5 protein-coding genes are annotated in these 16,728 nt (G+C 43.5%); all 5 read left to right on the top strand.

Annotation, left to right across the window (positions count from 1 at the left end):
- The first annotated feature begins 1 nt into the window (after position 1).
- The 5 genes from MKX46_RS08745 (at position 2) to MKX46_RS08725 (ending at position 16,574) form a co-directional block, all read left to right on the top strand.
- A complete protein-coding gene (locus MKX46_RS08745; protein ID WP_029515742.1) occupies positions 2–7,006 on the top strand; it encodes a beta-ketoacyl synthase N-terminal-like domain-containing protein in 7,005 nt (2,334 codons plus the stop codon).
- Entirely contained in the window at positions 7,003–11,958 is a 4,956-nt protein-coding gene (locus MKX46_RS08740) for a type I polyketide synthase (protein ID WP_341071161.1), read from the top strand. Before MKX46_RS08745 ends, MKX46_RS08740 begins: the two co-directional genes overlap by 4 nt.
- Before the next feature lie 605 nt (positions 11,959–12,563).
- On the top strand, positions 12,564–13,808 hold the full coding sequence (gene hisS / locus MKX46_RS08735) for a histidine--tRNA ligase (RefSeq protein ID WP_029515740.1): 1,245 nt from the start codon (positions 12,564–12,566) through the stop codon (positions 13,806–13,808).
- An 85-nt stretch (positions 13,809–13,893) separates the two neighbouring features.
- Positions 13,894–15,672 carry an aspartate--tRNA ligase gene (gene aspS / locus MKX46_RS08730; protein ID WP_029515739.1) on the top strand — a complete coding sequence of 593 codons (1,779 nt, stop codon included), beginning with the start codon at positions 13,894–13,896 and terminating at the stop codon, positions 15,670–15,672.
- Between the two features lie 152 nt (positions 15,673–15,824).
- Entirely contained in the window at positions 15,825–16,574 is a 750-nt protein-coding gene (locus tag MKX46_RS08725; protein WP_029515738.1) for a tRNA threonylcarbamoyladenosine dehydratase, read from the top strand.
- Positions 16,575–16,728: the final 154 nt, after the last annotated feature.

Here is a 16,728-nt window from a genome sequence, read left to right as displayed (position 1 = left end):
CATGAAGAATGGTGAGCAATTCGACATTTACAGAGAACAAATAAAAGCCGTAGATAGACTTTTAATTCAGATATTACAAGCTCAGTTGCGTACTATGGGGCTGCTGAACGCAAATCCAGAAGATGATCGTTTGTGGGCAAGCTATGGATTAAAGGAGATATATAGATTATGGATGAAAGAAAGTTTGGATATCTTTACACGTAATCCGGCCGTTGTCTCTACCGTATCCGATATTCATGAAGTTTGGGGGAAATGGGAACAAAGCAAACAGCATTGGACTAAAGATGCTAATTTGAGAGCCCAGGTTCTACTGGTTGAAGCTACGTTAAAAGCACTACCAGAAATCTTAACCGGAAAAGTTCCCGCAACTGATATTATGTTTCCCAAAGGTTCCATGCACCTTGTCGAAGGTATTTACAAGCATAACAAGGTTGCTGATTATTTTAATGAAATGCTCTCGGATCAGGTAACTGCTTTCTTGGAACATAGGCTAAAGCAACATAGAGAAACAAAAATACGTATTCTGGAAATTGGTGCGGGAACAGGAGGAACAACATCAATAGTTCTCGATAAACTAAAGCCATTCCAACAATATGTTGAGGAATATTGTTACACAGACATTTCCAAAGCTTTTCTAAAGCATGGGGAACGAGTTTATGGAGAACAGAATCCTTTTCTGAAATTCGAGGTTTTAAATATTGAAGAAGCCGTAACCGAGCAAGGGATTGAGGTAGGGAAATATGACATTGTCATTGCGGCTAACGTATTGCATGCTACCCGGAATATCCGGCGAACCCTACGCAACGCTAAGAGCTTGATCTCTAATAACGGTCTGATTCTCTTAAATGAAATTTCAGACAAATCCATCTTTACTCATCTGACCTTCGGTTTGTTGGAGGGATGGTGGATGTATGAAGATCCTGCCGTACGTATTCAGGGATGTCCAGGCTTATATCCAACTCAGTGGAAAAAACTATTGGAAATCGAAGGGTATCACCATGTTGGCTTTTTGGCAGCGGAAGAAACCCAGCTTGGGCAGCAGATTATTAGTGCGCAAAGTGATGGTATAGTTCAGGTCACTCGAGGTACGAAGCGGGACAGGGGAAGAACGTCGGTTTCAAGTCAACCATCATCTGGTGCCCCAACACAGACCAATCTTAAATCGAATGGAATGGACATCGAAACATATGTGAAAGAATGCATTGTCCATACATTATCAGAATCTTTAAAGGTAATGGCTCACCTAATTGACCATGATGATTCGTTCTCCGATTTCGGTGTCGATTCTATTACGGGAACACAATTGGTGCAGAGCATTAATCGCATATTGCACATCGAACTTGAAAGCACTGATCTGTTTGATTACAGCTCGGTTAATTTGCTTACAGCATACATCTTGTCACAGTATAAGGAAGTGTTTTCACCAGCAGTCCCTTCTCGGATATCGCCTTCTTCAAAACAGAATGTGCAGTATTTTGTAAAAGAAACTTTGCTTCAACATTTGTCCATTACTCTTAAAGTCGAAGTTAATATGATAGATTCTGAGGAGTCCTTTTCTGATTACGGTATTGACTCTATTACGGGAGTCCAATTTATTCAAGCGATTAACCATACGCTTGGCATTGAATTGGAAACTACTGATTTATTTGATTATAGTTCCATTCGTCAATTGTCCTCCTATATTTTGTCGCAGCATCAGGATGTAGTTGCACGGACATGGACCAACCGGTTTCAAACTGACGGCTTGTCTCGAAAAGGAATATCTGCCAACGAAAAAACAACAAAAGCAACCGACAATGCCCGTCCACTTGCCAGAAATGACTCTATTTTAAATAAAAAGACTTCTGAAGGAATTCCAATACAAGATAAAAAAGATGATATCGCCATTATTGGTATAAGCGGGCGCTTTGCCCAGTCGGCATCGGTTGAGGAATTGTGGGATCACTTGGTTCATGGAAATGACTTAATCCAGGAGGTATCCCGGTGGGATTTATCCCAGTATTACGATCAAGGGAAAGAGTATTGTAACTATGGTAGTTTTATAGAAGATATTGACCGATTTGATCCCAGATTTTTTAATATTACAGGACTGGAAGCTGCATACATGGACCCGCAGCAACGTATTTTTCTGGAAGAGTCTTGGAAAGCCTTGGAGGATGCTGGATATGCGGGTTCGGGGATACAAGGTAAGGACTGTGGCGTTTATGTAGGTTGTGGTCCTTCCGATTATGCAGAATGGCTCGACGATAACCCTCCAGCCCAAGCTTTTTGGGGAAACGCTAGTTCTATTCTCCCTGCCAGAATCTCCTACTACCTAGATTTGCATGGACCAGCGATTGCAGTAGATACGGCTTGTTCCAGTTCACTGGTAGCGATTCATATGGCCTGTCAGGGGCTCTGGACGAGAGAAATAGACATGGCCTTGGCGGGCGGCATATTTATTCAGACAACTCCCAATTTTTATGTGTATTCTAATCGTGCCAATATGTTGTCCCCAACTGGACGGTGCCATGCTTTTGATGATAGAGCAGATGGATTTGTGCCAGGCGAAGGAGCAGGTGTAGTTGTTCTGAAGCGTTTAGAGGAGGCCATTGCCGATGGTGACCACATATACGGTGTCATTAAAGGTACTGCGGTCAATCAGGATGGTTTTACTAATGGGATTACGGCACCAAGCGCGAAATCTCAGGAACGTTTGGAACAAACTGTATTCGATCGTTTTGGGATTCATCCAGAAAATATACAAATGGTTGAAGCGCATGGGACAGGCACACAGTTAGGTGATCCTATAGAATATAAGGCCTTGAATCGGGCATTTACTAGATACACCAATAAGAAGAGCTATTGTGCGTTAGGTACCATTAAATCGAATCTTGGTCATACCCAATATGCTTCTGGTATAGCTGGAGTGCTGAAAATATTACTTTCTTTACAGCATCGGCAAATGGTTCCTTCCCTCCATTATCAACATGGAAACATGAATATTAAAATGGACGATAGCCCCTTCTATGTAAATACAAGTTTCAAGGAATGGTCTGTTCCTTGGAATACAAAACGTTGCGCGGCCATAAGCTCTTTTGGATTCAGCGGTACCAATGCTCATATGGTGATTGAAGAAGCTCCTGAAATGAATCGGCATTATGCACCTGTCTCCAGTTATTTAATCGTTCTGTCTGCACGAACAGAAGAACAGTTGCAGCAGCAGGCCCATCAGTTGAGCGCTTATTGCAAGAAGGTGGAAGAGCCGGATTTAGGTAATATGAGTTACACCTTGTTACTGGGCCGTAAACACCTTGATTATCGGCTGGCATGCATTGTAAGTCATACGAGCGAGCTTGCTAATATACTGGATAACTGGCTGGAAACGGGAAGAACTGCGAATATGTATGTTTCCGCTCTGAATGGATCTGAGAATAGGGATGATCTGGAATTAAAACAGCATGGAAATGAATGTATTACGAAATGTATAAATGAAAATGATAAAACTCTTTTCGCTAGAAATTTGTCTACTATAGCTGAATTGTATGTGCAAGGATACGGGCTTAATTACCATCAATTATTTGCAAATGGGGGATATTCTAGAGTTTCATTGCCCACCTATCCTTTTGGCAAGGAAAAATTTTGGGTACCCCAAAAACAAACTATCTCAGATGCGGCCACCATTGCTCCAGACTCGCGAAAAGCTAGTATAGACGATCATCACAGATCAGAAACTCGAAAATTGTCTTATACAACGAAGCAATGGGCAGCAAGTCCGCTTGTCGGAAAAAGTGATATCGTTGGTACAGTTGCAATCTTGTCCACTCATGATACAGGAGAGCTTGCAGCCTGTCTGGCTTCTTATTTTTCAGATGTGCGAATATTAGGTAGAGATGAAATTAAAGATGATCTGTTGATGCAGGATCACATGTGGAATAAGTATACGGGCTGTATTGACCTGATTGGGTGCGGTTATGCTCAGGAGCCGGAAGTTGAATACATTTCCTGGCTGCAAAAGCTTATTGAGTATGGGAATAGAAACAATTTGATGTTGCTTTGTGTTACAAAAGACTTGGAATCTTATAAGAATGAAAAAATCAATTTATCAGGAGCTTTGAACGTTGGTTTGTATCGTATGCTGCAAAGCGAGTACAGCTATATCCGCTCACGTCATATGGATGGACAATCTGGAATGGCTGATAGATTGTTTGCAGAGCAAATTGCCTGCGAATACATGGACAACAATGAGGATACTGAAGTGTCTTACCGCGATGGACAGAGATATTGCGCGTTTTTGAATGAAGTCAATGTACAGCACAATCCAGTTCATGAACGGAAATTCCCCGAAAATCATGTTTTATGGGTGACAGGGGGAACGAAAGGACTAGGCCTACTCTGTGCGCGTCACTTTGTACAGCATTATGGTGTAAAGAAGCTGATGCTATCGGGTAGGGAACCACTGCCGCCGAAGGAGCAATGGAATTCACTTGAGGCTGTGGATAGCGCAACTGCTGCAAAGATACGGGCAATTCAAAGTATCGAACGCCTTGGAGTAGAGGTATTTGTCCTATCGGTTGAATTATCAGACGTGGAGGCCATGCGAATTACGGTGGAAACCGTCAAGCGTTTTATGGGTCCTATTGGTGGCGTCATTCATTGTGCGGGTCTGGCTGATTTGGAAAATCTGGCGTTTATAAGAAAATCTCCACAGGTGATTGGACAAGTATTGAATCCCAAAGTGCTGGGTCTAAATGTCATGTATCAAAGTTTCAGAAATGAGCCTCTGCGCTTCTTAGTGCTATTTTCTTCAGTGTCTGCCATTATTCCAGCACTTGGCGCAGGGATCAGCGACTACGCAATGGCCAATGCATATATGGATTATTTTGCTGAGTCGGTTACAGGACCTTGTTCGATAATGAGTATCCAGTGGCCTAGCTGGAGGGAAGTGGGGATGGGGGAGGTCACCAGTAAACCATACAAACAAGCAGGTTTGCTCAGTATGTCCAACGAAGAAGGATTGAATATGTTGGACAGCCTTCTGGCAGATTCCCGCTATCGAGTCATTCTTCCTGCATGGGTAAATCCGGTTATATGGGACCCTACTCAGTTAATGAAGCGGAGACTCTCGGTAACAGAGTTCGTGAAAGAGGAGAGAGGGCCAGTACAGGCTCCCATGCAAAATCTAGGAAGTGGATATCTGGATAAAATTGATCTTACGGAAAAGACACAATCATGGTTGGTTTCACTTTTTGCCAAAGAATTGAGAATTGACAAAGCCGAATTCAAACCGGATACTCCATTTCAACAATATGGAATGGATTCGATTTTGCTGGCTCAGGTCATCACCAGAATGGACTATGAATTAAAGGAAGTCTCACTTGATCCGTCCGTAATTTTGGAGTATCCAACCATGAAAAGTTTGACAGCCTATCTAACTGAGAACCACACGGATATACTTGAGACTTTTTTTAACATAGAAAGTCAAGCACAGGGAGTAACAAATACAGAATGTGAACAGAAGCCCGTTTCTCCCTTATTAGAAGAGAATATAGCGTTCCTAGACAGGGAAGAAAACGATTTATATAAAAATGATAAAATAGCTGTAATAGGAATTGATTGTCAATTTCCGGATGCTCATAATAAATATGAATTTTGGCTTAATCTAAAGAATGGTATGGATAGTATACGTGAAGCCCCCATCTCACGGGTGGGGCATATTAGACAAACGTTTGCCGGAAAAGCAATTGAGAGTGTGGGTGGGTTTATGGATCAAATTGAGGATTTTGATCCTGATTATTTTAACATCCCTCCATCCCTTGCCATACAAATTGATCCGTTACAGCGTAAAATTCTGGAGTGTGGCGCGGGTGCGATTGCAGATGCCGGATATACGAAAGAAGCTTTATGGAATAAGCAAGTGGGTGTATTTGTGGGCGCGAGAACCAATAAATATTATCAAAAGCTGAAAGAAAACGATAAAGATACCATTATCGGTGTTGGTCAAAATTTTATTGCTGCCCATTTGGCTCATGTCTATAATCTGAAAGGCCCTAATATGATAGTAGATACGGCTTGTTCCAGCTCATTAACCGCAATACATGTGGCGGCCAAAAGCGTATTGAACGGTGAGAGTGAGATTGCACTGGCTGGAGGGGTGGACATTATATTGGATGGGACCATATACCAACTTCTGGGAGCCGCTAATATCATATCTCCTGAAGGGCGCTCCAAGGCATTCAGTGCCGATGCTAATGGTATTGGTGTGGGCGAAGGATGTGGCGTAGTCGTTCTAAAGCGCCTGCAACAAGCCATCAAGGATAACAATAAAATCTATGGTGTCATTGACGGATCAGCGCTCAATAATGATGGAAATACCATGGGTATCACTACTCCAAACCCGGAGGCCCAGAAGGAACTTATTGAAAAAGCGATTGCAGATGCCCATATTCATCCTGAGACTATTAGCTATGTGGAAGCCCATGGAACGGGTACCCTTATCGGTGATCCTATTGAACTAAAAGCATTGACAACTGTGTTCTCAAAGTTTACAGGTAACAAACAGTTTTGCGGAATTGGTAGTGTTAAAAGTAATATTGGACACCTGATTAGTGCAGCAGGGATAGCAAGTTTCATCAAGGTTTTACTGTCCATGAGTAGTGGAGAGCTGCCAGCAACACTGCATTGCAGCAATCCCAACCCACGGTTTAATTTTGATGACTCTCCGTTTTATATTGTAAAGCGCCATTCGAAGTGGACAGGTATAGCGGGAATTTTACGTGCAGGTATCAGTTCATTTGGGCTTGGAGGGAATAATGCTCATATCATCGTAAGTAATGAAGGTGTTCCACATGCACTTCAGGCTGTATTGAGTTCAGATGATGAAGGGATTCGCTTTAACCGCCGACGCTATTGGCCAGAGCCAATGGATATTCCGGAGTCCATAAAACCGGTCACGCGGAAAGCGGAAGAATGGAAGCAGGGATTTTTTGAACCCATTGAGATTTATAGGGAGGGGAAACTGCAATGAGTAAAGGAACAACTCCCAAAACCTATGCACAGCGGCTAACTCATAACAATTTAATTGTACGGGATCATCAAGTGCATGAAATACGCACGTTGCCCGGGGTGGCTTTACTGGATATGATCTATAGACTGGCAGATTGCTATTTAGGAACCCAGGCCATCGAATTACGTCATGTCCTGTTCATGCAGCCTATCATCACATCCGAGTATTTTGACCAGCAGATTCTAGTTGCTTTCATTCCAAAGGAACGATATTGGGAGGTGAAAGTGACCAGTATAAAAGTAAAGAATGAGGAAGCTGTGGATACATCTGAGGTTATTAATATGAATTGTTTGATGTATAGAATAGAGCATATTTTCATAGAACCATGCCCCGATATTGCCGCCTTCGCGGATGATGCCACAGAGCAGTGGGACATGGAGGAGATGTATGAATTGGCCCGCAGATGTAAAATTCGGCATTTCACGTTTATGAAAACACTGGGAAACGTCTATCAACGGGGCAATCAGGAAGTAATGAAGCTCCAGCTAAGTGAGCTAGCGAAAAATGATGCCGATTATTTTTATGCGCATGCTGCATTGTTGGATGGGGCATCGATGGCAGGAATGTCTTTTTCCAAAAATGGAACGCAACATTGGGTGAACCAGGACGGTTCGCCCTATATGCCTATTTCAATAGAACGATTTTGTATTTATCAAAGGCTTCCGAGCACCATCTATACGTATACAGAGGAACGAGAAGTTGTAGACGGTCTACTGATCAATCCAGATCTCATATCCCGAGATATCACTGTATATAGTGAGACAGGTGAGGTGGCTGTTGAATTTCGCAATTTTTCAGTTAAACGTATCCGAGACGCCCAACTGATTCAAAAACTGATGGAACCTGTAGTTTCTCTGCCTGAGGAGAAGGATAAAGCGCAATCTGTTCAACAAATAAAACCTGTTTCGAAAGATAAATATGTGGGAATAGAAGAAAGTGAATACTCTTCTTTAACTACTAAAATCGCTATTGAGAATTTCCTGCGGCAAGAGATTGCCAAGGTACTCAAGGTAGATGCAGATACGATAGAAGTGTGTGCAGGATTTTACGAATTAGGATTGGATTCTATCGAACTGCTCCGATTGGTTAAAGTATTGGAGGAAAGAGTAGACACGATAATGTATCCCACTTTGCTATTTGAGTTTTCCACAATCGACAGCCTGACTGGATATTTACTTGAAAATCATGCTCAAGCGTTCAATGAAAATGTGGGGAGCGAGGACAATTATGATACGCCCACAGTACAGAACGAACGTACTCTTAAAACTGCTATTGAACGTTATTTGCAAGAGGAAATTTCAAGGGTTCTTCATGTATCTGCCAGTGAGATTGGAATACAACAAGGGTTTTATGAGCTTGGATTGGATTCCATTGAATTGTTGAAGCTGGTAAAGGTTTTAGAGGAGAAAGTGAGCGGAGCATTATACCCTACACTTTTGTTTGAGTACCCTAACATTACAGCATTAACTGAATTTTTATTTGAACATAGCGGAACTGCGTTCATAGAGGAAAAGGAGGAGCATACAGACCAGGGACCGCAAGTTGCTGTCGATCCACAGTCTAGTTTGCCTCAAGCATTACTCTTTGAACGTTTCTGGAGCCATGAATCGATACCGGCAACCCAAGTGCAGTATCCTGAATATCTCCATATCACGCTCATGTATAACGGAAGCAAAAAGCTGTTATCCTGGTTCGAACGGCAAAGTAACGATGCATGGAAAATATTAGACCTTAATTCTGTTAGTACACAGTCCATCCAGCAATTTGAGGATTGTTTTGAACAAGTTTTTCATCTTATTCAGACGCACATTAAGAAATCAGGAAGTTCCGAAATCCTGATTCAGCTTGTTGCTGATGTGGATAAAGACCATAAAGCTGTATATGCATTGGAGGGTTTACTGAAAACAGCTTCTTTAGAAAATCACAAAGTTCATGGTCAAATTATTATGATTAGACATATGGCTACAAGGCAGGCAGCGGAAATTAGGGATATTTTAATACAGGAAGCCCATCATCTCGAAGATGGTGCCCGGACAGTTTTGTATCCAACCGATTCTACTGAACGTTTTGTTAATAAACTGTATGAAAAAAAGTTTCAGGAAATGGCTTCTCCCTTTAAAGAGCAAGGTGTATATGTAATTACTGGTGGTTTTGGTGGATTAGGATTTCATGTTGCCAATCATTTAGCTAGATGTAAGGCTAAGATAGCATTGATTGGAAGATCCGGATTAACTGAGCCACAGAATAGGCAAATGCGCTCATTAGTTCAAATGGGAGCAGAAGTCCGGTATTATCAGGCTGATGTTGGTGATCTGGCTGCTATAGAAAAGATAATGACAAATATTCGTGATCATTGGGGTTTTGTAACGGGAGTGGTTCATGCTGCCGGTGTCGTAAAAGATCAGTTTATTATCAATAAACAAATGCATGATGCACATGAGGTGTTTCGACCCAAAGTCAGTGGTATCTGGAATCTGGATCAGGCAACAAAACATGATGCGCTGGAATACTTCGTCATTTTTTCATCTGCTTCAGCTATTACTGGAAATTTAGGACAGGCCGATTATGCAAGTGCAAATGGATGGATGGATGCATTTGCATGGGAACGACAGGGTCGAGTAGAACGGGGAGAGCGCTGTGGACAAACGATAACGGTGAATTGGCCATTGTGGTCTGAAGGCGGCATGCGGATCAGTGAAGATATGCAGGATTTGCTGTATAAAGCGGGAGGAAGCGAAGCACTGCCTACGTCCAATGGGCTTCATATACTGGATGCTGTATTGGCAAATGGGAGCACTCATACAGTGGTTCTCTATGGCAATGTTCAAGCAATCAAGGAGCAGATGAAATCTAATATAACGATAAATCCAGGTATCTCTATTAGGTTAACGGAAATGAACGCGGATCAGGAAGAGGAAGCTGAATCAAGTGTTAAGAAAAAGCGAAGTCAACATGACGACATTGCTATTGTGGGGCTATCTGGGAAATATCCTATGGCAGATAACATAGAGCAATTATATCTTAATTTAAAAGAGGGAAAGGATTGTATTTCCAATGTTCCTACCGAGCGTTGGCGGGACAATAAACTGTCTTATGATGTTAGAGAGATCTATAATCACGGCGGCTTCCTGGGCAGAATCGATGAGTTTGATCCGTTATTTTTTAATATATCAGCTGCGCAAGCGGAAATGATGGACCCCCAGGCAAGAATGTTTTTGCAGACAGCTTGGGAAGCTTGTGAAGACGCGGGGTTCTCGCTTGATAAAAGTCATCATCAATATCCCTCCACCAGTGATCAGAGTGTGGGGGTATTTGCAGGGGTATTTTGGAATAACTATGAACTGTTTAGTGCGGAGATGACGCAGCGTGGAACGCCATTAGCATTTGGGATTGCAGCTTCATCAATAGCTAATATGGTTTCGTATTGTCTGAATTTTCATGGGCCATCCATGGCTGTAGACTCAATGTGTTCTTCTTCTCTTACTGCTATTCACTTGGCATGTGAGAGCATTAGACAGGGAGAATGTGACTATGCTGTTGCAGGTGGTGTTAACCTAGTTACTCATCCCCACAAATACCTTTTTTTGAAGCAAGCTCAGTTTCTCTCGACTGACGGCAGATGCCGAAGCTTCGGCAAGGATGGAGACGGATACGTTCCCGGTGAAGGGGTTGGAGCAATTCTTTTAACCAGTCTAGCCGAGGCAAAAAAGCAAGGTTATTCCATCTACGGAATCATTAAAGGTTCTGCAGTAAATCATGCTGGGAAAACTTCGGGAGCTACGGTACCAGATCCTGTAGCCCAATCGGAAGTCATTTCAAACGCTATTAAGAAATCAGGGGTTGATCCTCAAACTATTGGTTATGTGGAAGCCCATGGCACAGGGACCTCATTAGGGGATCCGATAGAAATGCGTGGCCTTGAATTGGCTTTTAGTGAGTGCGGGCTTAACAAACAACAGTGTGTGATAGGGTCTATTAAATCGAATATCGGGCATTTAGAAGCTGCTTCGGGCATTGCAGGACTAACTAAGATTCTGCTTCAATTTAAATATAAGGAGCTATTTCCTTCATTGCATGCCAAGGAAATCAACCCCTATATTGATTTTAAAAATTCATTTTTTCAAATTCAGCAACAATATGAAGCATGGGTAGCACCAGAAATCGAAATGAACGGAGCATGCTCTTCTTTACCTAGACGGGCTGGTATAAGCTCATTCGGGGCAAGTGGAAGTAATACTCATCTTATTCTGGAAGAATATGTACCATCGGAAACGAAGGGAACAAGCTCACTTTCAGGCACGGAAACATTGGTTATTATTCCACTTTCAGCCAAGAAAGAGGAAAACCTTAAGCAGATCGTGCATAATCTGCTCCAATTTCTTAAGATTCATAGCTCATCAGAGCGGGGAGCAAGCTATGAAAGACTTAGGGAACTGGCCTACACGCTACAAGTTGGGCGGGAGTCTATGTCTGTGCGAGTTTCTTTTGTTGCTTCTTCTGTGGATGAGCTGCTTCATAAGATGGAGCAATTTATTCAGGGAGAAGAGACAGTGTCAGAGAGAGCATGGACTCATGATTCAGACGATTTGGATTTTTTATTGGAGACATACATCGGTTCAGCTGATATGGAAGGTATAGCTCGATTGTGGGTAGGAGGCTTACATGTTGATTGGAGCAGGTTATATGGTGAGGATAAGCCGCATCGCCTTCATCTACCGACATATCCTTTTACCAAAGAACGTTACTGGGTTCCACATGAGACGGCCCACCCAGCAACTGAAGGATCTATGTTCAATGTTGCTACAACCGCAGCAACATCATCGCACCCTCTACTTAGAACGCGTCCCATGGTTGCAAAACGTGAAAATAGACTTGAGAATTGCTGGAATTTCACTGAGCAAACAGAAGTATAGTTAGATAATAAAATAATAAACAAAAAAAGCAGACCTGGGCTTTAAAGCCTAGGACTGCTTTTTTTTGTATTTGTTGAAATTCTTCGTGTCCATTTGTGACAATGATAGAAAGTTGCAGAGAAGCTATAGAATGTCTTGACTTTGTCGAAGCGGTTCATTAAAATCATAAAATAATGAAAAATGATTTGATGACGGGACCAAGTACTCCGAACCCACAAGCGCAGAGAGGAATTTCCAGGCTGTAAAAATTCCCTTGATGAACGGATGAATGACCTCCCCGAGAACAGGCGGCGAACAATTGAGGAAACCCTACTGAAAGTACATTGTAATTGTGCCGACAGTGGATGGTCCTGCATAATAGCCGTACTGCGCGTTACGGGCGTTATACGTATGAGCGGAGTCAGTATATTGCTGACGGGCAATGAGTGATTTTATGCTGGTTGTCTGGACAAACTCCGGAATGTGGGTGGTACCACGGGTGATTTGTAAACGACAATCCCTCGTCCCTGTTAATGTTAACAGGACGAGGGATTTTTTGTTTTATATTGAAAGTGGAGCAAGAAGAAAGAGCACAATATGAAATACAACGATGGGGGGATACGTTAATGGCCTTTCAAAAACCGACGGGAACACAGGATTTGCTGCCGGGCAGTGTAGAAAAATGGCAAGTGGTCGAGGAAAAAGCCCGTGAGATTAGCCGCCGCTTTAATTATCGAGAGATTCGTACACCAATGTTCGAACAAACGAATTTGTTCGTTCGAGGTGTGGGTGAAACGACGGATGTAGTGGAAAAGGAAATGTATACTTTTGAGGATAAAGGGAAGCGCAGCATGACTTTGCGTCCGGAAGGAACAGCAGGGGTTGTCCGCTCCTATGTGGAGAACAAACTATACGGGGAGCCGGATGTAACTAAGCTGTATTATATCGGTCCGATGTTCCGTTATGAGCGTCCACAGGCTGGGCGTCAGCGCCAGTTTCACCAATTTGGAATTGAGGCATTTGGGGCGGTCGATCCGGCACTGGATGCAGAAGTTATTGCTTTCGGGTATCAATTCTGCCGTGAACTGGGTCTGAAAGGAGTACAGGTGGAGATTAACTCCGTCGGTAATGCAGCCAGTCGCGCAGCTTATCGGCAGCATCTGGTGGACTTCTTGATGCCAATTAAGGATACGTTGACCAAGGAGAGCCAAGCACGCATTGAGCGTAATCCGCTGCGAGTGCTGGATAGCAAAGATGACCAGGACAAATTTGGAGGTGCACCTTCGATTTTGGATAGCTTGGACGAGGAATCTCGCATACATTTTGAGAAAGTGAAGCAAAATTTGGATGCCATGGGTGTGGAATATACAGTTAACCCGCGTTTGGTACGGGGGTTGGATTATTATACGTTGACAGCGTTCGAATTCAAAGCTGAAGGAATTGGTGCCATAGACACGATCGGTGGAGGCGGCCGCTACAACGGATTGGTTGGAGATCTGGGCGGACCGGATCAGCCAGGGATTGGTTTTGGCATTGGACTAGAGCGAATCCAGCTGATTTTGGAGCATCAAGGTGTCAAACTGAACGAATCCAAGCCGTTAGATATCTATATGGTGGCGTTGGGTGAGGCGGCAGAAACGGAAGTAACCAAACAACTATTCAAATTGCGTCAAGCTGGATTTTCCGCAGAACGAGATTATCTGGGTCGTAAAATGAAGGCGCAGATGAAATCAGCCGATCGCTTTAAAGCAAGGTATACTGCGATTCTGGGTGAAGATGAGCTGGTTCAAGGTGAAATTGCACTGAAAAACATGGAAACGGGCGTGCAGCGCACTGTTAAGCTGGATCAGCTGGTGGAAGAACTAGGATAAAGAAGATGTGTAACATCAGTCAGGGGGAGTCTCCCTCTGGCTGTCATATAGCATTAACTACTAAATATAAACAGGAGTGTGTATTATGAAAAGGAGTCATCAATGCGGCGCATTGACTCATGCGCATATCGGAGAAACAGTTACATTGAACGGTTGGGTACAAACCCGTCGTGATTTGGGGGGCGTACTTTTTATAGACCTGCGTGACCGTAGCGGAATTGTACAAATCGTATTTAATCCGGCATATTCCGGTGACGCACTGCAAATTGCGGACCGTGTTCGTAGTGAGTATGTGCTTGAGGTTACTGGTACCATTGTCAAACGGGATGCAGAAACGATTAACCCGAACCTGCCTACAGGTGAAATTGAAGTGCGTGTCACTGAAATCGAAGTATTGAATGCATCCAAAACACCTCCGTTCTTCATTGAAGATGGCGTGGAAGTAGACGAGTCACTGCGTTTGAAATACCGTTATCTGGACTTGCGTCGTCCGGAAATGCATCAGACCTTGAAGCTGCGTTCCAAAGCAGCAAAAGTATTCCGTGATTTCCTGGACGGTGAGGATTTCATTGAGGTGGAAACACCGATTTTGACAAAAAGTTCCCCAGAGGGCGCCCGTGATTATCTGGTACCTAGCCGGGTACATGAAGGTGAGTTTTTCGCCTTGCCGCAATCTCCACAACTGTACAAGCAATTGCTGATGGTTGGTGGCGTGGAGCGCTACTACCAAATTGCACGTTGTTTCCGTGATGAAGATTTGCGTGCTGACCGTCAGCCTGAATTTACGCAGGTCGACATTGAGACCTCCTTCATGCAACAGGATGATTTGCTGCCTATGATGGAGCGTCTTATGGTGAAATTGTTCAAAGAAACCGTTGGAGTAGAACTGGAAACACCGTTCCAACGAATTACACATGCAGAAGCAATGGATAAATACGGATCAGACAAGCCTGACCTGCGTTTTGGTCTGGAGTTGATTAATGTCAATGATATCGTGGCAACCAGTGGTGTGAAAGTATTTGCTTCAGTAATTGAAAAGGGCGGGGAAGTTAAAGTTCTCAATGCCAAAGGATGTGGCACGTGGAGCCGTAAGGACATTGATGACCTGGGTCCTTTTGCAGCACGTTATGGAGCAAAGGGCTTGGCTTGGATCCAAGTGAAAGAAGGCGAATTCAAGGGGCCTATCGTTAAATTCTTCACACCGGAAGAAATCGAAGCCTTGAAAGAGCGTACGGGAGCTGAAGAAGGCGATCTGTTACTCTTCTCTGCGGATAATAAAAAAGTAGTTGCTGATGTATTGGGCGCACTTCGTCTGAAAATTGGCCGTCATTTGGGCCTCATCGACGATAACAAATTCAAATTTGCCTGGGTCGTAGACTTCCCGCTTCTGGGCTATGATGAAGAACAAAAACGTTATGTAGCGGAGCACCATCCGTTCACTCGTCCGAAGGAAGAAGACCTGGCCCTCTTGGACACAGATCCAGGTCAAGTTCGTGCTCAGGCCTACGATATCGTGCTGAACGGCTACGAAGTGGGTGGTGGCTCGATGCGTATTTTCAAGCGTGAAGTTCAGGAGAAAATGTTCAAAGCGCTCAACCTGCCGCCTGAGGAAGTGAAGGATAAATTCGGTTACCTGCTGGATGCATTTGAATATGGTACGCCTCCACATGGTGGTATTGCCTTCGGTTTTGACCGTCTTGTGATGCTGCTTGCAGGTCGTACAAACCTGCGTGAAACCATTGCATTCCCGAAAACAGCTAGCGCGACAGACCTGCTTATGGATGCGCCAAGCGAAGTGGATCAAGCTCAATTGGAACAGCTTCACATCCGTCTTGCCCCGAAACCTGTTACTCCTAAAGCTTAAGATGAACGTTTGTCTTTGCAAGTGCACCGAGTGGCTTGTGGATAGATTATAGAATGCCGTGAACCCGTTACCCTTTTATGGATAATGGGTTCGTGGTTTGTATGCTGGAGTTCAAGTATAGAGTTTAAATCAGTGAGGGAGGATATACCATATTGTTGCATCAATTTTCACGAACGGAACTGGCTATCGGAACTGAAGGTCTTGAGGTTATGAAAAATAGCACGGTGGCCGTGCTGGGTATCGGCGGTGTCGGTTCGATTGCAGTGGAAGCACTGGCGCGCACAGGTGTTGGACGTATCATTTTGATTGATAAAGATGTTGTAGATATCACCAATATTAATCGCCAAATACATGCGTTGACAACGACGGTAGGTCAAAAAAAGGCGGATCTGATGGTAGAGCGTGTGAAGCTGATTAATCCTGAATGTGAAGCGATTGCACTGAACATGTTTTATACGGAAGAAACGTATGAGGAGTTATTTAAGTACGAACTGGATTATGTGCTGGATGCTTCAGATACGATTATTTACAAAATTCATTTGATTAAGGAATGCCTGAAACGGGGGATTCCGCTGATCTCCAGTATGGGCGCTGCGAATAAAATGGATCCAAGTCGTTTTCAAGTAGCGGATATTTCCCAAACCAGAATGGACCCGATTGCCCGTGTCATCCGCACCAAGTTGCGTAAGGAAGGCATTACCAAAGGCGTCAAGGTTGTATTCTCCGATGAGGAACCAAAGAAGCCACGTGAAGAAATTACAAAAAAAATTGTACCTGCCAACGCACCTGAAATCCGGAAAGCGAAGCAGCCGCCTGCAAGCAATGCATTTGTACCTCCGGTAGCAGGACTGATCATGGTTAGTGTAGCCGTGAAGGATTTATTAGAACACGCTGGTGTGTAAGTTGTAAAAATAGCATGGCAGTGCATTCGTTAGATTTACAGCAGTATGTATTCACTTTAAGACCTGTAGTTCTGTGCATCACATCCTTTGTGTCACAGTTGCTACAGCTCTTTTTTGTTTTGAAAAAGTGCAGCTTACTGTAAACAGATTGAAC

Source organism: Paenibacillus sp. FSL P4-0113 (assembly GCF_038009305.1).
In the GTDB taxonomy this organism is placed as follows: domain Bacteria; phylum Bacillota; class Bacilli; order Paenibacillales; family Paenibacillaceae; genus Paenibacillus; species Paenibacillus polymyxa_D.
This window is presented reverse-complemented; position numbering and strand designations above follow the sequence as displayed.

Bases quoted from the DNA above. Each gene is read 5' to 3' on its own strand.
- MKX46_RS08745 (WP_029515742.1), top strand. From the start codon at position 2: ATGAAGAATGGTGAGCAATTCGACATTTACAGAGAACAAATAAAAGCC.
- MKX46_RS08740 (WP_341071161.1), top strand. From the start codon at position 7,003: ATGAGTAAAGGAACAACTCCCAAAACCTATGCACAGCGGCTAACTCAT.
- hisS (WP_029515740.1), top strand. From the start codon at position 12,564: ATGGCCTTTCAAAAACCGACGGGAACACAGGATTTGCTGCCGGGCAGT.
- aspS (WP_029515739.1), top strand. From the start codon at position 13,894: ATGAAAAGGAGTCATCAATGCGGCGCATTGACTCATGCGCATATCGGA.